This is a genomic window from Pseudomonas frederiksbergensis (assembly GCF_035751725.1).
Lineage (GTDB): Bacteria > Pseudomonadota > Gammaproteobacteria > Pseudomonadales > Pseudomonadaceae > Aquipseudomonas > Aquipseudomonas frederiksbergensis_A.
In genome coordinates, this window is sequence record NZ_CP142104.1 from 4384940 (window position 1) to 4406856 (window position 21917).

The 21917-nt window shown below is 60.9% G+C and carries 26 protein-coding genes, 1 tRNA gene and 1 pseudogene; 9 read left to right on the forward strand and 19 right to left on the reverse strand.

What is annotated here, in order from left to right; genetic code table 11:
• Positions 1 to 84 precede the first annotated feature (84 nt).
• Complete coding sequence (locus VQ575_RS19410) at positions 85 to 558, forward strand: cyclic nucleotide-binding domain-containing protein (protein WP_039593341.1); 474 nt, start codon at positions 85 to 87, stop codon at positions 556 to 558.
• Here the strand turns inward: VQ575_RS19410 and VQ575_RS19415 are convergent.
• A complete protein-coding gene (locus tag VQ575_RS19415) occupies positions 555 to 839 on the reverse strand; it encodes a hypothetical protein (protein ID WP_039593340.1) in 285 nt (94 codons plus the stop codon). The genes VQ575_RS19410 and VQ575_RS19415 overlap by 4 nt on opposite strands.
• A gap of 76 nt (positions 840 to 915) precedes the next feature.
• Here VQ575_RS19415 and VQ575_RS19420 point away from each other — a divergent pair, with 76 nt between their 5' ends.
• The 4 genes from VQ575_RS19420 (at position 916) to VQ575_RS19435 (ending at position 3123) form a co-directional block, all read left to right on the forward strand.
• Positions 916 to 1602: a spermidine synthase gene (locus VQ575_RS19420; protein WP_039593339.1), complete on the forward strand. Its 687-nt coding sequence runs from the start codon at positions 916 to 918 to the stop codon at positions 1600 to 1602.
• Positions 1603 to 1646: 44 nt separating this feature from the next.
• The gene (locus VQ575_RS19425) at positions 1647 to 2021 is read left to right on the forward strand and encodes a YajD family HNH nuclease (RefSeq protein ID WP_003184246.1); all 375 of its coding nucleotides are present in this window, start codon (positions 1647 to 1649) and stop codon (positions 2019 to 2021) included.
• 176 nt (positions 2022 to 2197) lie between these two features.
• A complete protein-coding gene (locus VQ575_RS19430) occupies positions 2198 to 2668 on the forward strand; it encodes an RNA methyltransferase (RefSeq protein WP_030141187.1) in 471 nt (156 codons plus the stop codon).
• Positions 2669 to 2745: 77 nt separating this feature from the next.
• Positions 2746 to 3123 carry a YgaP family membrane protein gene (locus VQ575_RS19435; RefSeq protein WP_039593338.1) on the forward strand — a complete coding sequence of 126 codons (378 nt, stop codon included), beginning with the start codon at positions 2746 to 2748 and terminating at the stop codon, positions 3121 to 3123.
• Positions 3124 to 3340: 217 nt separating this feature from the next.
• Here VQ575_RS19435 and VQ575_RS19440 read toward each other — a convergent pair whose 3' ends face one another.
• From VQ575_RS19440 to VQ575_RS19485, 10 genes are all read right to left on the reverse strand, one after another.
• The gene (locus VQ575_RS19440; protein WP_325918256.1) at positions 3341 to 4570 is read right to left on the reverse strand and encodes a hypothetical protein; all 1230 of its coding nucleotides are present in this window, start codon (positions 4568 to 4570) and stop codon (positions 3341 to 3343) included.
• A 30-nt stretch (positions 4571 to 4600) separates the two neighbouring features.
• Positions 4601 to 5050 (reverse strand): YcgN family cysteine cluster protein, encoded by a 450-nt coding sequence (locus VQ575_RS19445; protein WP_325918257.1) that lies wholly within the window; start codon positions 5048 to 5050, stop codon positions 4601 to 4603.
• A 150-nt stretch (positions 5051 to 5200) separates the two neighbouring features.
• Entirely contained in the window at positions 5201 to 6133 is a 933-nt protein-coding gene (locus tag VQ575_RS19450) for a D-2-hydroxyacid dehydrogenase (RefSeq protein WP_039593335.1), read from the reverse strand.
• 122 nt (positions 6134 to 6255) lie between these two features.
• On the reverse strand, positions 6256 to 6549 hold the full coding sequence (locus tag VQ575_RS19455) for a YcgL domain-containing protein (protein ID WP_039593334.1): 294 nt from the start codon (positions 6547 to 6549) through the stop codon (positions 6256 to 6258).
• Entirely contained in the window at positions 6546 to 7679 is a 1134-nt protein-coding gene (gene rnd, locus VQ575_RS19460) for a ribonuclease D (protein ID WP_039593333.1), read from the reverse strand. The genes VQ575_RS19455 and rnd overlap by 4 nt, the downstream gene beginning before the upstream one ends.
• Positions 7680 to 7800: 121 nt before the next feature.
• Positions 7801 to 8442 carry a class I SAM-dependent methyltransferase gene (locus VQ575_RS19465; RefSeq protein ID WP_039593332.1) on the reverse strand — a complete coding sequence of 214 codons (642 nt, stop codon included), beginning with the start codon at positions 8440 to 8442 and terminating at the stop codon, positions 7801 to 7803.
• 68 nt (positions 8443 to 8510) lie between these two features.
• Positions 8511 to 10163, reverse strand: a complete 1653-nt coding sequence (locus tag VQ575_RS19470) for a phosphoethanolamine transferase (RefSeq protein WP_039593331.1) — start codon at positions 10161 to 10163, stop codon at positions 8511 to 8513.
• 164 nt (positions 10164 to 10327) lie between these two features.
• Positions 10328 to 11701, reverse strand: coding sequence for a glutamine synthetase family protein (locus VQ575_RS19475; protein WP_325918258.1), 1374 nt, complete (start codon positions 11699 to 11701; stop codon positions 10328 to 10330).
• Between the two features lie 372 nt (positions 11702 to 12073).
• Positions 12074 to 12439 carry a 5-carboxymethyl-2-hydroxymuconate Delta-isomerase gene (locus VQ575_RS19480; protein ID WP_039593329.1) on the reverse strand — a complete coding sequence of 122 codons (366 nt, stop codon included), beginning with the start codon at positions 12437 to 12439 and terminating at the stop codon, positions 12074 to 12076.
• 69 nt (positions 12440 to 12508) lie between these two features.
• Positions 12509 to 13444: a LysR substrate-binding domain-containing protein gene (locus VQ575_RS19485; protein WP_045155317.1), complete on the reverse strand. Its 936-nt coding sequence runs from the start codon at positions 13442 to 13444 to the stop codon at positions 12509 to 12511.
• A gap of 164 nt (positions 13445 to 13608) precedes the next feature.
• Between VQ575_RS19485 and VQ575_RS19490 the strand changes: the two genes are divergently transcribed.
• From VQ575_RS19490 to VQ575_RS19500, 3 genes are all read left to right on the forward strand, one after another.
• The gene (locus VQ575_RS19490) at positions 13609 to 13800 is read left to right on the forward strand and encodes a YegP family protein (RefSeq protein WP_039593327.1); all 192 of its coding nucleotides are present in this window, start codon (positions 13609 to 13611) and stop codon (positions 13798 to 13800) included.
• A gap of 62 nt (positions 13801 to 13862) precedes the next feature.
• Positions 13863 to 14669 carry a helix-turn-helix transcriptional regulator gene (locus VQ575_RS19495; protein ID WP_325918260.1) on the forward strand — a complete coding sequence of 269 codons (807 nt, stop codon included), beginning with the start codon at positions 13863 to 13865 and terminating at the stop codon, positions 14667 to 14669.
• Between the two features lie 103 nt (positions 14670 to 14772).
• Complete coding sequence (locus VQ575_RS19500) at positions 14773 to 15141, forward strand: cupin domain-containing protein (RefSeq protein WP_325918262.1); 369 nt, start codon at positions 14773 to 14775, stop codon at positions 15139 to 15141.
• A gap of 11 nt (positions 15142 to 15152) precedes the next feature.
• On the opposite strand, the gene VQ575_RS19505 is transcribed toward VQ575_RS19500, so the two are convergent.
• From VQ575_RS19505 to VQ575_RS27300, 3 genes and pseudogenes are all read right to left on the reverse strand, one after another.
• On the reverse strand, positions 15153 to 15899 hold the full coding sequence (locus VQ575_RS19505) for a phytanoyl-CoA dioxygenase family protein (RefSeq protein WP_039593324.1): 747 nt from the start codon (positions 15897 to 15899) through the stop codon (positions 15153 to 15155).
• A gap of 13 nt (positions 15900 to 15912) precedes the next feature.
• A complete protein-coding gene (locus VQ575_RS27295; RefSeq protein WP_411829982.1) occupies positions 15913 to 16701 on the reverse strand; it encodes a methyl-accepting chemotaxis protein in 789 nt (262 codons plus the stop codon).
• 69 nt (positions 16702 to 16770) lie between these two features.
• Positions 16771 to 17547: pseudogene (locus VQ575_RS27300) on the reverse strand (MCP four helix bundle domain-containing protein); the annotation flags it as partial.
• 428 nt (positions 17548 to 17975) lie between these two features.
• Between VQ575_RS27300 and VQ575_RS19515 the strand changes: the two are divergent.
• Positions 17976 to 18113, forward strand: a complete 138-nt coding sequence (locus VQ575_RS19515) for a hypothetical protein (protein ID WP_196304753.1) — start codon at positions 17976 to 17978, stop codon at positions 18111 to 18113.
• 106 nt (positions 18114 to 18219) lie between these two features.
• On the opposite strand, the gene VQ575_RS19520 is transcribed toward VQ575_RS19515, so the two are convergent.
• The 5 genes from VQ575_RS19520 to dapA form a co-directional block, all read right to left on the reverse strand.
• Positions 18220 to 18309, reverse strand: a tRNA-Ser gene (locus VQ575_RS19520).
• Positions 18310 to 18392: 83 nt separating this feature from the next.
• Positions 18393 to 19106: a phosphoribosylaminoimidazolesuccinocarboxamide synthase gene (purC, locus tag VQ575_RS19525; RefSeq protein WP_030141208.1), complete on the reverse strand. Its 714-nt coding sequence runs from the start codon at positions 19104 to 19106 to the stop codon at positions 18393 to 18395.
• Positions 19107 to 19134: 28 nt separating this feature from the next.
• Positions 19135 to 19893, reverse strand: a complete 759-nt coding sequence (locus VQ575_RS19530) for an MBL fold metallo-hydrolase (RefSeq protein ID WP_325918263.1) — start codon at positions 19891 to 19893, stop codon at positions 19135 to 19137.
• Positions 19894 to 19897: 4 nt separating this feature from the next.
• Entirely contained in the window at positions 19898 to 21013 is a 1116-nt protein-coding gene (gene bamC, locus VQ575_RS19535) for an outer membrane protein assembly factor BamC (protein WP_325918265.1), read from the reverse strand.
• Positions 21014 to 21030: 17 nt separating this feature from the next.
• Positions 21031 to 21909: a 4-hydroxy-tetrahydrodipicolinate synthase gene (gene dapA / locus VQ575_RS19540; protein ID WP_198724238.1), complete on the reverse strand. Its 879-nt coding sequence runs from the start codon at positions 21907 to 21909 to the stop codon at positions 21031 to 21033.
• Between the last annotated feature and the right edge of the window lie 8 nt (positions 21910 to 21917).

The following is a 21917-nucleotide window of genomic DNA, read 5'->3' on the forward strand; positions in this document are numbered from 1 at the left end:
GGGCATGGCACTGCCATAAGGGTTTGACTTACATTCAAGACAATCCACAACCGCAACAAACACAAGAAAAAAGACCGTCACGACATGTCAGAACCGACCTTACTGAACAACGAAATCCGCGACTGGCTGATGGACTGCGGTCTGTTCGACCAATTGCTGCCCGTCGATTTTGCCGCTGCGTCGGGTTACTTCAGCATCAGCACCGTCGCCCAGGGCGAGGCGATTTTCCGTGAAGGCGATGCGGGCAGCTTCATGTGCATCCTCCACACCGGACAGGTGGCCGTGCAGAAAACCGGCCCTGACGGTCAACCCGTCACTATCGCTACGCTGCGCAGCGGCCGGGCATTCGGCGAAATGGCGGTGCTTGACGGGGAACGGCGCTCGGCCAGTTGCATCGCCGCCACCCATTGCCAATTGCTGAACCTGGGCAAGGACTCCCTGGAAAAAATGCTCAACGACGCGCCCAAAGTCGCCGCCAAGATCATCCGCGCCCTCGCCGTTTCCCTGTCCAAGCGCCTGCGCATGGCGGACGGGCAGTTGCTCTCGCAGCAGGTCTAGCCCCCCGGCGACTTCGCCTTCGGCGGCTTGGGCTCCATTCCCGGTATCGGCTGGTCTTTCGGCGGTCGGGGCACCTCGATGGGCGGCAGCAGGGGCGGGCCGTTCCCTGGGGCCACCGTGGGCACTCCGCTGGGCGCAACCTTCGGATACGGCATGGGCGTGGCGGTGCCGGGAGAGCCGGGAATGCTCGGCGGCGCGACCGGAATCGTCGGTTGCTGGGCCTGGGCGCAACTTATCGAGAGCGCCGTCAGGGCAATGGCCGTTAGAATGATGCACTTCATCAATGGCTCCGTGGCTATTGTCTGCTTTCAGGCTAGCCCTTGCCGGGCCGGTCTGCTCTTTCCCCATGAGATTTCCATGAAACGTTTTGTTCTGCTCGACACCACGCCCATTCCCGACAACGGCGGTGCCTTGTGCCTGTTCGAGTACGGCGAGGACTTCGTGATCAAGATCCAGGGCGGCGACGGCGGGCAACTGATGAACACCCGCATGCACGGTTCCGAAGACGCCTTGGCCGAGATCCCATGCCGCAAAGTCGCCGGCCGCCCGGGGTCGCGCGTGTTGATTGGCGGCCTCGGCATGGGCTTCACCCTCGCCTCGGCCCTCAAGCACTTGGGCAAGAGCGCCGAAGTGGTGGTGGCCGAACTGGTGCCGGGCGTCGTGGAGTGGAATCGCGGTCCCTTGGGCGAAAAGGCCGGGCGACCGCTGTCGGACCCGCGCACGGTGATCCGCCTGGAAGACGTCGCCAAGGTGCTGCAAGCCGAGCCCCAAGGGTTCGACGCGATCATGCTCGATGTCGACAACGGTCCCGAAGGCCTGACCCAGAAGGCCAACAGTTGGCTGTATTCGGCCGGTGGCCTCGCCGCCTGTGCAAAGGCCCTGCGGCCCAAGGGCGTTTTGGCGGTGTGGTCGGCCAGCGCCGACCGGCAGTTTTCCGACAAGCTGAAGAAGGCCGGTTTCAAGGCCGAAGAGGTACAGGTCTTCGCCCACGGCAACAAAGGCACCCGCCACACCATCTGGATTGCCGAGAAGCTCAAGGGCTGAGCTAAACTCCAACCGTCATCCGTCTTTTCTACAAAGGTGAACCCATGAGTTCGTCCACCCCGCCGTCCAACACCGCCAAGCTGGACCGCATCCTCGCCGACGCCCAGCGCGACCGGGAAATGGGCTACCGCGACAAAGCCCTGAAAATGTACCCACACGTCTGCGGCCGCTGCGCCCGTGAATTTTCCGGCAAGCGCCTCAGCGAACTGACCGTTCACCACCGCGACCACAACCACGACAACAATCCCCAGGACGGCTCCAACTGGGAACTGCTGTGCTTGTATTGCCACGACAACGAACATTCGCGCTACACCGACCAGCAATACTTCGGCGACGGCTCCCTGAGCACCCCGAAGATCGCCAAGGCGACGCATAACCCGTTCGCCGCGTTGGCTGGGTTGATGAAGAAAGACGAGTGAACCTGCGGGCCGCCTTCACGAGCAGGCTCGTTCCCACATTGAATTTCGGCGTACGCAAAATCTTGTGGGAGCGAGCTTGCTCGCGATGGCGATCAAACAAACACCACATATCTCGAACCTGACCACCCTCCCCCGTTCCCGTATAATCACGCCTTTTCCCAAAGGCACTCCCGTCCGTGGCCAACAAACGCTACAGCTGCATCGGTCTGTTCAACCCCAAGTCACCGGAAAACGTCGGTTCGGTCATGCGCGCCGCCGGCTGCTACGGCGTGGCGTCGGTGTTCTACACCGGCAAGCGCTATGAACGCGCCGCCGACTTTGTCACCGACACCAAGAAAGTCCACTACGACATCCCGTTGATCGGCATCGATGACTTGAAGAAAATCCTGCCCCTGGGCTGCGTGCCGGTGGCCGTCGAACTGGTGGAAGGCGCCCGTCCCCTGCCCGAATACACTCATCCAGACCGCGCCCTGTATATCTTCGGCCCGGAAGACGGCTCGCTGGACAAAGACATCCGCGACTGGTGCGAAGACGTGATCTACATCCCCACCAACGGCTGTATGAACCTGGCAGCCACGGTCAACGTCGTGTTGTACGACCGCATGGCCAAAGGCAACAACACTCGCTCGGGACCGCAATTCCGCTGACCGGCGGGAAATTCCATGGAACGACGGATTCGCTCAGGCAGTCAGCTTTATACACATCCCCACACTGGAGACAGATCATGAGCGATAACAATCCGTTCGGGCCGGTTGAGACCACCCCTTTCCAATCCCGCAGCCCGCAGAACGTCCACGGCTGGGAGCGCATTGGCTCACTGGCTGGTGGGGTGCTGATGATGGGCAAGGGTCTACGTCGCGGCGGAGTGCTCGGCCTGGCTCAGCTGGCAATCGGCGGCATGGCCCTGGCACGGGGCATCACCGGGCACTGCTCGGCCAAAAGTATGCTGGAAAGAAATCGTCAGCATCTGCACGACGCCCGTGCTCGCATCGAGCAGGCCGGCGACGAACTGAGCCGCATGAAGGCCAATGCCGAGGCGGCGACTGGCACGGCTACGGTGACGGGGAATGATTCGTTGGTTTCGCCTAAGGCTGGGCTCTGAATTTGCCCCGGAGCAAGTTTTCTTCCATAGAAGTTTGAGAATTGCACAGTCTCGTGGCGAGGGAGCTTGCTCCCGCTTGACCGGGCTGGCGCTCCATTGCGAAGCGCTCATCGGCTTTTTTTGGGGCCGCTGCGCGCCCCAGCGGGAGCAAGCTCTCTCGCCACAACAGCTTCCAGGCCATCGCGCGAAACTGTGGGGCTTGTTCGCGAAAACTGTATTACTGAAGCAACCGCGTATCCAGAACACTGGAGCCCCCACCGAGGATGCTCTCGCTGAGCTGCACGAACTCCGCGGTATCCACCGTCTCCAGCCGCATCGCCCCTTGCAGCACATCATCGAGCGAGCGCTTGTTGCGGGTCTTCAGGCGAATCTCCCGGTCAAGCTCCTGCAATAGCAGCACCGCCCTGGACACCATCGCCGGGCTCACCTGCTCGCCGCGCAAAGTGCTGACGCCCTTGCTGTCACGGGCGAGTCGATCGTTCAAGGCCTGATAACGCTCGTCGCTCATGCCGCCAGCGCGGCGCAGCAGTTCGATGGCGTAGTACTCGTTGAGCCCTTCGCTGATCCAATCACTGCGATCATCGTCGTTGATGCGCGCCAGCACTTGCATCAGTTCGCGCAGCAAAGGACTGCTGCCCCGTTCGCTGACCAGCGCTGGGCGGCTGTGCAGATAGATCGATTCGCGACCGCCCTTCGCGCCACGCCACAACGGATCGCCGGCGCCGACAATCAGCAACTTGGCGGGATGGCGCGGCACCACCGCCTGCACCTGCGGCCAGACAAAGGTCAGCAGCGTCAGGACATCCATCCTGCGCATGCCCTGGCTCTTGGGCGAAGCCACCGTCACATCAGTTTCGCCCAGGCGCGTGCGGCGACTGCCAAGCTTGCCTGCAAGCATCCAACCCGTAGGTCGGTCGAACAGGCGCGAGGGATTATCGATACGAAAACGTTGCTTGCCGATACGCGGCCAGGCCGTCTCGATGCTTTGCCAGCCGCTCGGCAATTCGAACGCCAGGCGAGACACCAACTCCACGCCGTCCTGCTGATCCAGCTTCGCCGGCGGTACCAGGTCATCACCTCGCAGCAGCGCCCAGCCGGGGGTCATGCGGGTTTCGAAGGCACCGTTCTTGCGCGACTCGCTCAGGCGCACGCGGTACGTCAGGCTGGCCTTGTCGGCAGCCGGACGCCAAACGCCGCGTGATGCCTGGCCAGGCGTGAACTGCCATTGACCGTCGGCCTTGAAGTCGCTGTAGCGCCCGTCGTCGCCGAGGTCGAAATCCAGGCTTCGCACCGCCGAGCCTCGGGCCAAGGTGAGGCGCACCTCGGCCTGGTCGCTCTGCGGCAACAAGTGCACGTGATAATCCAGATCGACTTTCTGCGCCGCCCACAACGGTCCGCACATCACCAGCAGCCCCACCGCCAGTACCTGTTTAAATCCTGCAGCCATGGGCATTCCCCGTGATGCGATGTCTTTGGTTCAGCCAGCGCGGAAAATCAAATGATCTTCCCAGTCGTCTTCAGCCACGCTGCCTTCGGCCAGCATGCGCCCGGACTGGGAGATGCGTTCGTGATGCACGGCATCCCGGTCGCCACAGACCAAGTGATGCCACAACGGCAAATCCTTGCCCTCGCTGACCAGGCGATAACCGCAGGTCGGCGGCAGCCACTTGAACTGATCGGCCCTGCCAGGCGTGAGCTGGATGCAATCGGGGACGAAGTCGCGGCGGTTGGGGTAGTCGGTGCACTGGCAGGTTTTCAGGTCCAGCAGTTTGCAGGCGATGCGTGTGTAGTAGACGGTGTTGTCGTCTTCGTCTTCGAGCTTTTGCAGGCAGCAAAGGCCACAGCCGTCGCACAGCGATTCCCACTCCTGCGGATCGAGCTGATCGAGGGTTTTGCGTATCCAGAACGGTTCGACTTTGGCGGCCATGGCTCGAGCATCAACATCACGTGGTGAAAAGGCCGACAGTCTAGTGCCGGGGCCTCTTGAGGCCAAGCGTCGGCGACTGTCGGTAGCAGGGACTTGTCAGGCCACGAAGCCCGCGCCACGGTGGCTCATAGGCCCAGAGTAACTTTGAGCTTAGTAGCCTCGGGCGAAATCCACTTCCCCACGCAGCGCCTCACCGGCCTGGTAGGCGCGCACGTTCTCCAGGAACAACTGCACCATCATCGGCGGCGAGGTCGGTGCCGAACTGTGGCCGGTCAACAGCAGCCCCCAGGCCGTCCAGAACGGATGCCGCTGTGGCAACGGCTCCTGGCGACACACGTCGATGACCGCACCGGCCAGATGCCCTTCCTTCAAGGCTTGCACCAGGTCTGCGTCGACCACGGCCACGCCACGGCCGACATTGATAAACAACCCGGTGGGCTTGAATCGCTTGAACAGCGCGGCGTCGTAGATGTCATGGGTGTCCGGGGTATTCGGCAGCAGGTTGATCACGTAGTCCGCTTCGCCCACCAGCCGTGGCAAGTCAGCCAGCGCACCGACTTCGATAAACGGCGCCAACTCACGGGCTTCGCTGGCGATGCCATACAAATGCACGCCAAACGGCATCAGGAACTGCGCCACGCGCTGGCCGATATCGCCGGTCCCGACGATCAACACCTTGCGCCCCGCCAGGCTTTGCCCCTGGCGGTTGTCCCACTTGCGCTCCACCTGGCTGACCAGTCGCGCCAGCACTTCGCGTTCATGCCCGAGCATATAGGTGAGGACATATTCGGCCATCACCTGGCCAAAGATGCCGACTGCGCGGGTCAGGCGATAATCGCGATTCAAGCCCTCTGCCAAGAGCGGCGTGATGCCCGCCCAGGTCGATTGCAACCAACGGGGCTGGTGCCCTTGACGCAATAGCGTCGCCAAGAGATCAGGCTGGCCGAGCCAGACCGGGCAGTCGGAGGCGAGCCGCGACAGTTCGGCAGAGTCGCCGCTGGTCAGCACCTCGATATCGGGTGCAGCCTGGCGCAGGAGCTGGGCATAAACCGCGTGGTCGTGTTCGGCAATCAGAACGCGCATGAATCAAACCTTTCAAAAACAGTACAGACGACCGCTGACAGAGTATCGCTCCATCCTTGCGGCCTATCGCCAATAATCATTTTTCATTTCAAGGGGCGCCTGGACAGGCGCCCCGCGCATTGTCAGACCGGATCGTTGCGTCGCAGCAACTCTTCAGGCAGATGCTCGATGTACTCGTCTTCGGCCGGCGGCATTTGCAGGTGATAGCCCTGGGTATCGAGATTCTCCAGCACCTTGGCGATGTCCTCACGGGACAACTGGCGCTCCGGGCTCAGCACCAGGTCGAACGCGTGGATAGCCTTGCCAAAGGCCGCCATCAACGGCTCCGGCACACGGGCCAACGCGTCGCTCTTGAGCACATACAGGTACATCTCGTTTTTCTTCGAGCTTCGATAAATGGAGCAGATACGTTTCAAGGCTGTTCTCCGGCGGTGGCCAGGCTGTCGAGCAACGCCTGGCCCATCAACTCGCGACGCCAGCCACGCAGCGAGTCGGGCAATTGGTAGGGACCTTCTGGGAAGCCGCTCTTGATCAAGGCTTCGAGGGTCTTCTTGCGCAGCATCAGTTCCGGGGCAACGCCCAGGCGCTCGGCTTCAGCCTGCCCCAGCGCCTTGAGGCGCTTGAGCAGCGCCGAGGCCTCGATGGGCAACGGTTCGGCCACGGCGGGTGGCCACTGCTCCGGCGGCACGCTGCCGGCGCGCTTGATCAGGTCCAGCAGGAACTCACCGTCCTGACGTACGGTACGCGGGTGCATGTCTTCGATTTTCGCCAGCGCGCCGAGGTTATCCGGTTGGGTGCGGGCCAAGGGCCATAGCGAATGCTCGCGGATAATCCGGTTGCGCGGCAAATCCCGAGCCCGCGCTTCGCGCTCGCGCCAGGCACACAGTTCGCGTAGCACGGCCAATTGCGCACGGGACAGTTTCCAGGCCAGCTTGGCCTCGCGGTAGACCTCATAGGGGTCCACTTCGCGGCGCAAGTTGGCGACCAGTTCGGCGCCATCTTCCAGCACCCAGGCGTACTTGTCCTCGGAAAGCTTCGGGCGCAGTTCTACGAACACTTCAGCCAGGTGCACCGCGTCCTCCGCGGCGTAGCTGATCTGTGTCTCGGACAAGGGGCGCTGCAACCAGTCGGAACGCGTCTCGCCCTTGGGCAACTCGATGCCCAGCACTTCCTGCACCAACCGCGAATACCCCATGGAAAAACCCAGGTTCAGGTAGGCGGCGGCCAGTTGGGTGTCAAACAGCGGCGCAGGCAGGCTGCCGGTCAGGCGTAGCAGGACTTCGAGATCTTCGCTGCAGGCGTGCAATACCTTGAGCACCGCCGGGTTCTCCAGCAGCGCGGCCAAGGGTTGCCAATTGTCGATGGTCAAGGGGTCGATCAGGTATGCACTTTTGCCATCGCCAATCTGCAGCAAGCCGGCGATGGGATAAAAGGTGTCGACCCGCATGAATTCGGTGTCGAGGGCGACGAACGGCAACTGTTGCCATTCGGCGCAAAACCGAGCGAGGCTATCGTTGTCGCGAATCCAGTGAATATCGATGGCCACACGGCTCTCCCTTGAAGAATGGCGCGCAGTATATATCGCCGTCGGCGATTGCGAGCATCTACGGAGCAAGAGCTTGAGAGAAATCGCCTACGCAATCGCAAGAATAGTCCTACATCGAAAATTAACTGACCTTACGTAGTACATAAACCCGTTTCACGGCAAAACCAGGAAGGAAATCCTGATACCACAGGATGGAGAAACCGGCCTGCAGGAACTCCGCCTCGACGTCGCTCCTGTCAGCCAGGACTTGGCGCGGCGCTTGGCCGATGTTGAATTGCCCTTCGATCCGGACCGACACGATCACTGTGTCGCGACTGACCCGATGAAACTCTCGCAACAGGGCCAGGCGATGTTCGCGGGCCTTGATGTGCAGAAACAATTGCAGACAGAAAATGCAATCCACCGCATTGCCCGACAACCCAAGGGTAAACGCCGAGCTGGGGAAGGTCTTGACCCGCTTGAGCAATGCGCCAGGGTGATGGCTGCGGGCATGATCGAGCGTGTCCGGCGAGGGGGCCGCCGCGAGGATGACCCGGTTGGCATGTTCGGCCAGCACAGGCCAGAACCGCCCCGCCCCGCACGCGACATCCAGCACCAGCCCCGGCTCACCGGCGACTTTCATGGCGTTGCGCACCAGCTGTTCGTCACGCCAGAAGGTCAGGCGCAAACGGCGCGGCACTGGCTGGCGGCAGATTTGCGCATGCTCCTGCTCATGCAGCCTGGCGAATTCAAGCTCGACGGTGGATGGGGGTTGCCCGGACATACTCACAGCTCATGCACGAAGGTTGGGCAACAGGTTAAACAATGCCGCGTGAAAAAAAGGTGTAGGAATCATTCCCGGGCAAGTACACCGTCGATCACCGCGCTTCGGCACCCGGCAAACATATCGAGGTCCTGGTTGTAGACCTTGCTGTTGACCTCCAGCAGCCCAAGCATTGAATGGAACAGATTGTCCTGGCTCAGGGGCTTGTCCCGGCTCAACTGCAGGCAATGGGTGTCGACCGCAAAGGACTTCTGGTAGCTGTCGGAGAACCACGCCAGCATCGCCACATGCTTCTGTTGCTCCGGCGCGAGCATGTAGGGCGTGCCGTGGAGGAACAGGTTGTATTCGCCCAAGGACTCGCCATGGTCCGACAGGTACAGCATGGCGGTATCAACCTTGTCCTGGTTGGCCCGCAGCAGATCGATCAGCGTCGACAACACGTGATCGGTGTACACCAACGTATTGTCGTAGCCGTTGACGATGCTTTCCCGGCTGCAATTGTTCAACGCGTTGCTCTCGCATACCGGGGTGAAATGCTCGTATTCCTTGGGGTAGCGCTTGAAATATTCCGGCCCATGACTGCCCATCTGGTGCAATACCAGCACAGTGTCCTTGTCCAGGGTGTCGATGAAGTGCTGCAAGCCCTGGAGCAGGATTTCATCGCGGCACTCGCTGTTGGCGCACAGCGTCGGGTCCTTGAGATTGCTCACGTCCTGCACGGTGACCCGGTCGCAGGTGCCTTTGCAACCGGACTGATTGTCACGCCAGATCACGTCCAGCCCGGCGCGCTTGAGCACATCGAGCAGGCCCTCTTCGTTCTTGGCCGTACTCGCGTCGTAATTCTTGCGCCCCATGTTGGAAAACATGCATGGCACTGACACGGCGGTTTCGGTGCCGCAGGAATGCACGGCGGTGAATGCGATCAGGCCGGCCTCTTTGTCCAGTTGCGGCGTGGTATCGCGGTTATAGCCAAGAATGCCGAAATTCTCGGCCCGGGCGCTCTCGCCCACGACCAGCACGGTGAGGGATTTTCGAGAATGGGTCTGCCAGGCCGGGTTTCGGCTCGCATCCTCGCCCAAGGCAATGAACGGCTGCTTGGCCGATGCGACCTGCTCGCGCACATAGCCGATCGAAGCGCCGATGTAATTGCTCGGGACGAGCATCAAGTGCAACTCATGATGATTGCGAAACAGCGACGCCAAGCCCTGGTAGTTGATCAGCGCCACCCCGCCGAGTACCGCAGCCGTGACCATGGCGACAATAAGCTTACTTAACAACTCTGTGGGCCAGCGACGATAGTTTATGGGTGTCTTTAATAACAACCAGGCTGGCAGCACACCCAACAGGAGCAAATAGGCAAACAACTTAAACGACAACAGGTCACGAACTTCCGTGGCATTGGTTTCGGCGAAGTTGCGCAACATGCCGGCGTCGATCAACACGCCGTATTGGTCCATGAAATACGCGACGCCCGCGCTGATCAAGAACAGCGTCATCAACACTGGCTTGAGCAGCGGACGGAAAGCCAACAGCGTGAGCACCAGGTTGAACGCGCAGAACACCATCACGCCAAAGGCCAGGCACAGCAAGACACCGTGACCATCCGATGATGCCGTGATAGTGGACAGGTGCTGCCACAGGACCAGATTGAAACCCACCAGCAAAAAGGCACTGGCAACCAGCGTCACCCACTCGGGGCGCACGGCTTTAATAGTCAGCATGATGGACGGAAACTTCCTGAAAGTTGCTCTTTGAAAAGAAGACGCCGTAGGCAAATGTGAAAAAATCATTTCTCTACGGCAACACAAACTTTAGGCAGCCCACCATCAATTTTTCGTGAAAAAGTTGCGCTTAAATAATTATTTAAACAGCAACCTGAATATCTTCAGGCCTGGTTCAGGTACCAACGCCAATCCTGCTCGCCGACTTCACCCATGAACTGGCGATATTCGGCGTGCTTGACCGCCAGGTACACACCGAGAAACGCCTCGCCAAAAGCGTCCCGCGCCCACGTTGAAGTCTCCAGGGCGCGCAAGGTGGTGAGCCAGTCGGTGGGCAGTAACTGGGCGGCCTGGGCGTAGCCGTTGCCTTCGACAGGCGCACCGGGATCACGCCGCTCCCGGATGCCGCGATGGATGCCGGCCAATATTGCCGCCGCGGCCAGGTAGGGATTGGCATCGGCGCCGCAGATACGATGCTCGATGTGCCGCGACGACGCCGGGCCGCCAGGCACCCGCAGGCTGACGGTGCGATTGTCCACGCCCCAGGTCGCCGCCAGCGGGGCGTAGCTGTTGCTTTGAAAACGACGGTAGGAGTTGGCGTTCGGACAAAACATCAATAGCGAGTCCAGCAGCGTTTCGAGCATTCCGCCTACCGCTTGACGCAATAACGGCGTGCCTTCGGCAGCTTCACTGGCGAACAGATTATTGCCTTCCCGATCCGCGAGGCTGACGTGCATGTGCAGGCCGGATCCCGCCAGGTGCTCGAACGGCTTAGCCATGAAACACGCCGCCATCCCGTGTCTATGGGCCACGCCCTTGACCAGTCGCTTGTAGCGCACCGCTTCATCCATGGCTTGCAGGGCGTCGGAGCGATGTTCAAGCGTGATCTCCACCTGCCCCGGTGCGTATTCCGAAATGGCGGTCCGAGCGGGAATACCCTGTAGCCTGCATGCCGCGTAGAGGTCTGCAAGGAAGGGCTCGATCTGCTCCAGCTCACGCAAACCGTAGACCTGGGTATGGCGAGGCCTGTTGCCGTCGGCGTCCCGCGCCGGCTGTGGTCGGCCCTCGCTGTCGCGCTGTGCATCCAACAGATAGAACTCCAGCTCAGCCGCCATTACCGGGTAATAACCGTCCGCCTGCAAGCCTTCGATGACGCGGCTGAGCAGGTAGCGGGGATCGGCGATGACCGCCGGCATGCCCTCCCGGGGATGCATGGCGACTTGCACCGCGGCAGTCGGGATCAGCCGCCAGGGCATGCGTTGCAAGCTGCCATCCAACGGGTAGGCCCGGCAATCGATGTCGCCGACGTCCCAGACCAGGCCGGAGTTTTCCACATCGTCGCCATTGTTGGTCAGCCCCAGAATCGTACTGGGCAGCGGCCGGCCACTTTGATAGACCGCGAGTAATTCGTCCCGATGCAGCCACTTGCCCCGGGGCACGCCGTTGTTGTCGACAATAAACAGTTCGAACAGCTCGATATCCGGGTTTTCCGTCAGGAACGCCTGGGCCTGTTGCTCGGATGCAAAAGAAAGATTCATGGAAACGCTCGTATATTCATGTCGGACGGGCGACCAGGCGCCGTCAGCCTGTGCTCGCCAACGACGAGCACGGTTCAAGGATCAACAGGAGATACAAAGGTCTGGAGGGCGCGCATGACGGCAATGCCAGAGCGCCCAAAACGCCAATTCACAAGGCAGCGCGCAAGATGATGGGGCCACGGCAGGTGCGTGCCCGCCGGCCGGACCGTTGGCGGCGAGTGGCGGGTATGCAGGGCCTGCGGGCCAACCGTCCATAGGGATATCACAGCAAGTATTCGGTCGAAGCGTCACACGACGCCGTGTACCGTTAAATCATCATTTAGCGGAGTCTGGATCAACACCCGCTAAACAATTGTCCCCGTCCCACCCGACTTAAACGCCGATAGCGGCCTTGGCATAAGGGACGCGGTCAATATCCAGCAGCTCCACGCACAACTGCACGCTGACCCCAGCGGGCCATGGGCCCAGGTCCTGAAGCACGGCCAGCAGGCTGTCGGCCAGCTGCTTTTTGATTTCCGGCGAACGCCCGCTGAGCAAGGCCAGTTTCACGTGCAGGAAGCCCCGCTCTCCCATGCCGGTCCCGACGCGGAATGTCTCGAGCTTCACGGCCCGGCTCTTGATGTCGAACTCCGCAGCGAACTGCCCGGATGCCACCAGCGCATTGTTCAAGCGCAACAGCGCGACGTCGGCATTCAGCTCGGTCAGGTTGGCGGTGTACTCCATGTGCAGGTGGGGCATGCGTTCGACTCCGATTCGAAAATGTATTGTTGGAATGGGTTTGCGCAACCATACCGCGACTTGGTGCGTTCAGGCAGGTTTTGTTTCTTGCGCCAGAGGCATCCGCTCGCTCATGAACGCCTCCAACCGCGACCTCAGCCACCGCTCGGCCGGGTCGTTGTCGACGTGGCTCAGCCAAACCATGGACAAATCCACGGTCGGCGTCTCGAAGGGGAAGGGTTCACAGAACAATTGGCCGGAAGCGGCCATGGCCGTGGCGGTGTAGTCCGGCAGGCTGGCGATCAGATCAGTGCCGGCCAGCAACGCCGGCAAGGCGCTGTACTGTGGCACCGACAGCACCACGTGGCGTTTGCGGCCGATTTCCGCCAGCCATTCGTCAGCCAGGCCGGCAATGTTGGCCGTATGGGAAACCAGAACCTGTGGCCGCGCGCAGTATTCATCCAGGGTCAGCGGTGTGTCCGAGGCATCGGCCCGCAGCACACGGGCCCGGATGTGCCGCAGCAGCTTGCGCTTGGCATTGGCCGGCAGCCCTCGGGTCTGGCTGATGCCGACCGTAATGTCCCCCGAGGCAAGCAAGTCGGGAATGCGCCAGTAATCGACGTGCTGGACCACGAACACGACGTTGGGCGCTTCCTGGCGCAGGCTGCGCAACAGCGGCGGCAGCAGGCCGAATTCCACGTCGTCCGACAGGCCGATGCGGAATGTCATGGTGCTGCTGGCTGGGTCGAAATCATGGGTCAGGCTCAGCGCCACCGACAGCGAGTCCAGTGCCGGCGACAGGTGCTGGATGATTTCCTCGGCCCGCGCCGTCGGCTCCATGCGGTGCCCGACGCGGATGAACAACGGGTCGTTGAACATCGCCCTGAGGCGATTGAGGGCCGAGCTGATGGTCGGTTGGCCGAGGAACAGCTTTTCTGCAGCCCGCGTCACGTTACGCTCAAGCATCAACGTTTCGAAAACCACCATCAGGTTGATGTCGGCCTTGCGCAATTCGTTGCGGTTCATCCATTGCTCCTGGTTCCAGTCGGTGTGGCAGGCCCTGCAATTTTCTGAAATATCTCACAATCATTGGAAACGTATTGCCAATAGCGAAAATTATCAGCTTGGCTAGGCTTGCGACGACATGTACAGAACATGTCCTGAATAAATAAATCGCATGGAGCGAACCGATGTATTTTGAAATCTACCGACAGACCCGAGGCACCCCAAGCACCGGACAAGGCCAATGGCGCTGGCGCTTGAGGGCCGGCAATCACGAAACTATCGCCAGCGGTGAATCCTACGTGAACAAGGCTGATTGCCTGCACGTCATCGGGTTGATCAAGAGCGCGCACGGCGAGACACCTGTAAAAGAAATCTGAAGCCGTCCACGGGCCGACCATCCTGAAGTATCGTATGCAGCGAACAGCGAGAGGTCGCGCCCATGACTCAACCCGATAACCGTAGCGACTGGCTGGTGCGTGCGCCTGAATCGGGGAAACTGGAGCGCATCGAGGCCTATTTCAGCGGTCACGGCTACAGCGCCCACCGGCATGACACCTACGCCATCGGCTTTACGCTTTCCGGCGTCCAGAGCTTCAACTACCGGCACAGCAAACGTCATAGCCAGCCCGGTGGAACCATCGTGTTGCACCCCGATGAGGTTCATGACGGCGAAGCAGGCACCAGCGACGGCTTTCATTACCGGATGTCCTACATCGAGCCCTCCCTGATCCAAGAAGTGCTGGGTGGCAGGCCATTGCCCTTCATCGAGGGCGGGCTGTCGAACGATCCCCGGCTCAACATTGCGACCCGCAGATTGCTGAATACGCTGGAGCATCGTCTCGATCCGCTGGAGGAAGACGACGCCATCTATGATGTGGCCCAGGCGCTCGCTGTCGCGGCGGGTCGTCGACGCGGACGCCGGCTGCTGGACTACCCCGCCGCTGAGCGTGCGCGCCTGTTTATTCATGACACCCTTGGCCAACCCGTCACCCTGGATGACTTGGTCGAGGCCAGCGGTCGGGATCGGTGGAGCCTGTCACGGGATTTCCGCGCGCTGTACGGCACCAGCCCCTATCGCTACATCACCCAACGCCGATTGAACGAAGCCCGGCGCCTGGTATTGCATGGCCTGCCATTGAGCGAAGCAGCCCTGGCCTGTGGTTTTTTCGACCAGAGCCACATGACCCGACTGCACACCCAAGCCTTCGGCATTTCGCCGGCGCGCTGGTTGAAAATGCTGCGCTGAAGCCCATGGGTCACCCTGCAAAAGCTGCACGATCATCCAATACCCGCCCCGCCCCGGGCCGTAACGTAGCGCTCATCTTTTTCCAGTTGAGGAGCGTGCCCTGATGAATCAGTACTCCCCCATTAACTTCGCTCAAAAATACGCGTTGTTCCACGAGCAGTGGGCGCCAAAGGTTGTCGCAGAAATGAACGACTACCAATTCAAGATCGCCCGGCTCGAAGGTGATTTCATCTGGCACACCCACGCCGATACCGATGAAACCTTCATCGTGCTGGACGGTGAGCTGCGTATCGACTTTCGCGACGGCGCCGTCATGATTGGCCCGGGCGAGATGTACGTGGTCAAGAAAGGCGTCGAGCACAAACCCAGTGCCGAGCGGGAAGTGAAACTCTTGTTGATCGAGCCTCGCGGCATCATCAATACCGGTGAAGAAACCAACGAGCGAACGGCGGTCAATGACGTCTGGATCTGACCGCGCCTGGCTCAGTCGTACTCCGCCTCCTGATGGTCACCGAGCAGCCGTCGCTGGCGAGGCGTCGCGGCGGCGAGTACCACGGGATTGAACTGCCAGTGCAGATAGGGCGAGAACTTCTGCGCAATCATTCGCCGGCCATAGTGCACCTGGAGCATGTACCGCGTGCGGTCGGCGGTCCGGTTGTCACTGCCGGCGTGCCACAACTCGCTGCGCATAACCAGCACATCGCCCGCCCTGCATAATACTGGCTGCGCCGAACGCCCTTGCCAGTGTGTTTCACCCGCCACGGGTGCACGGCCCGCCTTGTGGCTGCCGGGTATCACCCGTGTCGGGCTCAGGTCGGCGTCGATGTCATCGAGGTAAAACTGTGCGGTGAACACCTGCATCGGCAGTTCGAAACCGGGGTCGGCCAACAGCGCCGGCGGCAGCTCCATCGGCAGGTAATCCAGATGCAGTGGAGCGCCGACAAACCCGGGATGACAGCGCCAGGCCGTCTGCCCGATGATGTGGCAATCGTCACCCAAAGCCGCTTCGGCGAGCTCGATCACGCCGCTCACTTCCAAATACGGCAACCAGAACGGATCCCGGTTGAACACGCATTTGTAATGATCGATGACGCCGCTGTAATCCCAGTGCTGGGGTTTCAGCACGTCGATAGCGCGACGCAGGTCGGCGATCTGCCCGGCATCCAACACACCGGGCATCAGGACAAAACCGTCCTGATGCAGGGCTCGCAGAAGGTCGTCAATCGCCACGACACCACCTGCCTCAGGTGCGGAAGCGGCCGGTCAGCTCTGCGAGGTTTCTCGACAGATTGGAAAGCTGCTGGCTGGCGTGCATGCTCTGGGCAGAATTGGCGGCCGCCTCGTTGGACAGGTCGCGGATATCAGAAATGTTGCGGGCTATTTCTTCAGTGACGCTGCTCTGTTCCTCACAGGCATTGGCAATCTGCGCGGCCATGTCGTTGATCCGCTGGATCGAACCGCCGGTACCGCTGAGCACCTGGTCGACACCCGCTGCGCGTTCCACACTGTCACGGGCCTTGCTGCTGCCCACGTGCATGGCTTGTACAGCCTTGGCGACACCGCTCTGCAAGCGCTCGATGCGAACCTGGATGTCCTTGGTGGAGTCCTGGGTGCGGGCCGCAAGCGCCCTCACCTCATCGGCCACCACGGCAAAACCACGGCCCTGTTCACCGGCCCGCGCCGCTTCGATGGCAGCGTTCAGCGCCAACAGGTTGGTTTGTTCGGCAATGCCACGGATCACCTCAAGCACGGCGCCGATACTGGACGTTTCCTGAGCCAATGCCTCGATCGTGCCCGAAGCGCTCTCCACTTCCTGGGCCAACTGGCGGATCGACTCGATGGTGCTACTGACCACCTCGGCGCCGTCACGAGACTGGCTGCTCGCCTGTTGCGCGGCATCCGAAGCGCTCACCGCGTTATGCGCCACTTCATGCACCGCCGCGCTCATCTGGGTGGCGGCGGTACTGACCTGGTCGAGCGCCGCGTGCTCGCTGCTGATCAGCCGATCGTTGGTCGCGGCCATATCGGCCATGGCCCGCGCTGCGGAATCCACCTCTGCGGTGACCCGCCCAACCTCGGCGATCAACGGTTGCAGTTTGTCGAGAAAACGGTTGAAGGCCCCGCTGAGCTGGCCCAGCTCATCGGCCGAACGTACCTCGAGGCGGCCTTTCAGATCGCCACCACCCTCGGCAATCTGCTCGACGCGATGCAGCAGCCGGCGCATCGGGCTCAACACCACCATAGGCAGGGCAACCAGCACAAGGATGCAACCGAACAGGCCGACCAGCAGAATCATGCCCTGGTGCACCCCGACCGCCTCGCCGTTTTCAATCGCCGCATCGCCTTCGCGGTGGGACGCTGCATCTTCCAGCTCACCCAACTTGTCGATGGAGTCACGCATGGTTTCGAACAGGCGCTCACTGTCACCAAAGCTCAGCGCGCTGGCCCCCTGCGGATCGCCTACCGACAGTTCGAGGACCCGCCGCGACACCTGCATCCATTTGCCGAAGCTGTCATTGAACTGACTGACCAATGCCTGCGCCTCGGCACCAGGTTGCATTGCGGCATATTGCTGCACGCGGTCATAGGCCTGCTTCGCATTCTCGCCATGACTGGCGCTCAGCGCTTTCAAATGCTCATCGGCATGACCATCCAGCAGGCTGCGCTCGGCGACGAAAGCCTGATAAAGATCGCGGTCGGCATTGAGCAACAGACTGATCGCCGGCAGATAACGTTTGGTCAATTGCGTGCTGGATTCAGTCACCTGACTGATGCCGCGCATCCCCGCTCCCCCCATCAAGACCAGCAACACAGCCAGGAAGGCTATCGGCAGAGTGATTTTCCAGCGAAAGCCCAAGTCGGCGAAGAACCGCAGCATGGTGTCATTCCTTACACGGGGGGATTACCTGCCTATCGGCAGCCTTGTCTTGAGCTATAGACCATTAGTCTGATTGTCACAAAGGTTTTGGTGTGAAGGGCTGGGGTTATTCAGGGTGCGGAGGGAGTTGAGCTGGATAAAACGTATCGGGTTGACGCCGTATCGTCGGGGAATCTTCTGACATTTTTCCGCTGATGCCGATCAGCTAATCGACGCAAGCCCCTGTGGCGAGGGGAATTTAGCGAAACGTCGCACCGCCCCGCGGGGCTGCGAAGCAGCCCTAAAGCCAGACCCGGGTATGTCTGATTGATTTGGGTTAACGCTGGGATCGCTTCGCAGCACAACGGGGATAGATCCATGGCGCTGGACCCTGGCCTTCCAGTTTGCCCGCACTCTATTAATCACACCTCGGAGACTCCGATGGCCCCATGAAAAAAGCCAAAAAGACGCCCAAAAAAAACGCTCCAAATGAGCTGACATTTCTTGATGTTCGGCAAGCCGCACGTGATGGTCAGAAAGTGTTCGATAAACTTGTAATCACGGGCAAGCTTCCTATCAACTGGTGAAGATGTCACCTCAGCCAGCCTGCTCGAACCGACCTAAACCAAACGCCAGAAACGAAAAAGCCCCTGAAATGTTCAACCATTTCAGGGGCTTAGTCATACACAATAATGGCGGAGAGATAGGGATTTGAACCCTAGGTACTGTTGCCAGTACAACGGATTTCGAATCCGTCCCGTTCGGCCACTCCGGCATCTCTCCAGTGGCGCGCATCATACCAGCACATTCGCCGGAAGCGAACCCCCGAGCGAAATTTTTTCCGTGCTATCAGATGCTTGCGTCGATTACAGCGGTACACCCAGGCGCTGGGCGACTTCTTCGTAGGCTTCGATGACGTCACCGAGGCCTTGGCGGAATCGGTCCTTGTCCATCTTCTTCTTGGTGTCCTTGTCCCAGAGGCGGCAACCGTCCGGGCTGAATTCGTCGCCCAGGACGATGGAGCCGTCGCTGAAGACGCCGAACTCAAGCTTGAAGTCCACCAGCAGCAGGCCGGCGTCATCGAACAGCTTGGTCAGCACGTCGTTGACCTTGAGGGACAACTCCTTCATGCGGGCCAGTTGCTCGGCGGTGCCCCAACCGAACGCCACGACGTGGGATTCGTTGATGAACGGATCGCCCTTGGCGTCGTCCTTCAGGAACAGTTCGAAGGTATACGGGTTGAGCTTCATGCCCTCTTCCACGCCCAGGCGCTTGACCAGGCTGCCGGCGGCGTAGTTACGCACGACGCACTCGACCGGGATCATGTCCAGCTTCTTGACCAGGCACTCGTTGTCGCCCAGCAGCTTGTCGAACTGGGTCGGCACGCCGGCGGCTTCGAGCTTCTGCATGATGAAGGCGTTGAACTTGTTGTTCACCATGCCCTTGCGGTCGAGTTGTTCAATGCGCTTGCCGTCGAACGCCGAGGTGTCGTTGCGAAACAGCAGGATCAAGCGGTCAGCGTCGTCGGTCTTGTAAACCGATTTGGCTTTGCCGCGGTAGAGTTCTTCACGTTTTTCCATGATGGGCTCCGCTTGCTAAGTAGATGGGCTAGGCGATATGTCGCCAGTCGAGCCCTGAATCTTGATCGGCCAATTGCAGCCAGTCCGGGTCGCACCCGAGGGTGTCGACAAAACATTGCCGGGCCAGCTGCGGCAGGTTGTTCTTGCTGCTCAGATGGGCCAGGACCAGGTGTTGCAGGCCTTGCCAGCCCAACTCGGCCACCAGGAACGCTGCCTGGTGGTTGTTCAAATGTCCGTGCTCCCCGCCGACCCGCTGCTTGAGGAAGTACGGGTAGTAACCACGGGCCAGCATGTCACGGCAGTGATTGGACTCGATCATCAACGCATCGAGGTCCCGGTAACTGTCCATCACCCTGTCGCAGTACGATCCCAGGTCGGTCAACAAGCCAAAGCGCCGCTCGCCGTCGCTGAACACATACTGCGTCGGCTCACGGGCATCGTGGGCCACGCTGACTACGCTGATATCCAGGCCACCGATGCGCAGTTGCTCGCCACCTGCCACGAAACCGGCTGGCTCGATGGGCTTGCGCAGGCCTTCAAACGTGCCACGGCTCAGATACACCGGCAGATTGTAGCGCCGAGACAGCAAACCCACGCCATGCACGTGGTCGGCATGTTCGTGGGTCACCAATATCGCGCTCAGTTGCGCCGGGTGTACACCCAGGCGCAACAGGCGCTTCTCGGTTTCGCGCAGGGAGAAACCACAATCGACCAGTACGTAGGTTCCACCACTGGCTATCAGCGTGCCGTTCCCTTGGCTACCGCTGCCGAGAACGGCAAAACGCATCGGATCAGCCCAGGTTGTCCTGAATCACGCCCAACACCTTGCGAGCCACATCGGCCGGCGCCACGGTGTTGATGTTTTTCTCGACGGTGACCTGGACGTTGTCGCCGACCTTGCTCAGGCGAACCTGGTAGCGCTCGGCGCGGGCTTCGATTTCTTCCTTGTCCGGCGCGCTGCCGAACAGGCCACTGAAGAAGCCAGGTTTCTCGTCTTTCTTCTCGGCTTTTTCGGCCAAGTTGATGTAGTACAGGCCCAGGCTGCGGTTGATGTCTTCAACGCGCCATTCGCCCTGCTCAAGCGCACGCCCCACGCTCGACCAGGCGCGGTCGAGGTCCGAGCCGACGTTGAGCACCGGGTTGCCGCTGCCGTCTTCGCTCAGGCTGACGCGGCTTGGCGTGTCGTAGTCGCGGGTGGCGAGCATCGACACCGAACCACCCTGTTCGGCGGTACGGCTCATGCTGGCAAGCATGTCGTCCACCAGCGCAGCGTCGAGACCGGTATTGACCGAACGATTGGTGAAGGCCACGTCGGCAGTGCTGCCGGCGGGACGCTCGGCGGTGACGACGTAGATTTCACTGGTGTTGCGCTGCACGCCCGGCTCGATCCGCACGCGCACGCGGGTTTCGCTGTCGGCTGCAACACCGGCGGCGCTCAGGCGCTTGGCCATGGCGGCGGACAGTTCATCGGAGCGCTGCCAGGTGGTGGTGAACTCGCCGGTTTGCGGGCGCTGTTCGTCCAGGCGGAAACCGTTGTCCTCGAAGAACTGGATCGCTACAGGCCAGACTTCGGCCGGTGGATGCTGGCCCATGACCCAGCTGGAATCGCCGCTCTTCTGCAGGGTGTAATCACTGGCATCGGCCACGGCCGACAGCGGCTGCGGACGTGGGACAATGTATTCACCCTTGACGCTGTCGTCGGCGACGTTGCGCGGGATCGGCAACAGCGGATCCAGGCGCTTGGCGACGCTGACGTCCGGCGGCAATTGCATCGGGGCAGTCTGTTGCGCTTCGAGGTAGTCGCTACCACGGTCGCGGAAGTAACCTTCCGGTCCCCAGATCCATCCGCAGCCACTGGTGCTGGAGATAATCAAGGCAAGTGCGGAAAGTCCGGCCATTCGCTTCATGCGTTGTACTTCCTCAATTAAACCAGGACGCCGGACTGGCGCAGGGCCTGCCGCAGCGGTTCGTGACAGGGGGTGCTCAGCCAGGTCAGTGGCAGGCGAATGCCTTCGTGCATCAGGCCCATTTCGACCAGGGCAAACTTCACCGGGATCGGGTTGGCTTCGATGAACAGGTCCTTGTGCAGCGGCATCAATTTTTCGTTGATCGCCCGTGCGGTCTCGGCATCGCCCTTGAGCGCGGCCTCGCACAGGTCGGCCATTTCGCGCGGCGCGACGTTGGCGGTGACGGAGATGTTGCCCTTGCCGCCCAGCAGGATCAGCTCGACGGCGGTAGGATCATCGCCGGACAGCACGATGAAATCCTTGCTCACGCCATCGATAATGGCCTTGGCACGCTTCAGGTCGCCGGTGGCTTCCTTGATGCCGATGATGTTCGGCACGGTGGACAGGCGGATCACGGTCTCGGCCTGCATGTCGCAGGAGGTGCGGCCGGGAACGTTATAGAGGATCTGCGGGATGTCGACCGCTTCGGCAATGTGCTTGAAGTGCTGGTACAAGCCTTCCTGGGTCGGCTTGTTGTAGTACGGAACGACCAGCAGGCACGCATCGGCCCCGGCTTCCTTGGCATTGCGGGTCAGCTCGACGGCCTCGCGGGTCGAGTTCGCGCCGGTACCGGCGATTACGGGGATGCGCCCGTTGACCTGCTTGACTACGGCGCGGATGACTTCGATATGCTCGTTGACATCGAGGGTTGCCGACTCGCCGGTGGTGCCGACGGCAACGATGGCATGGGTGCCGTTTTCAAGGTGGAAGTCCACGAGTTTGCTGAGGCTGGCCCAGTCAAGACGCCCTTGTGCATCCATGGGTGTGACCAGTGCCACCATACTGCCCGCAATCATGAAACCGC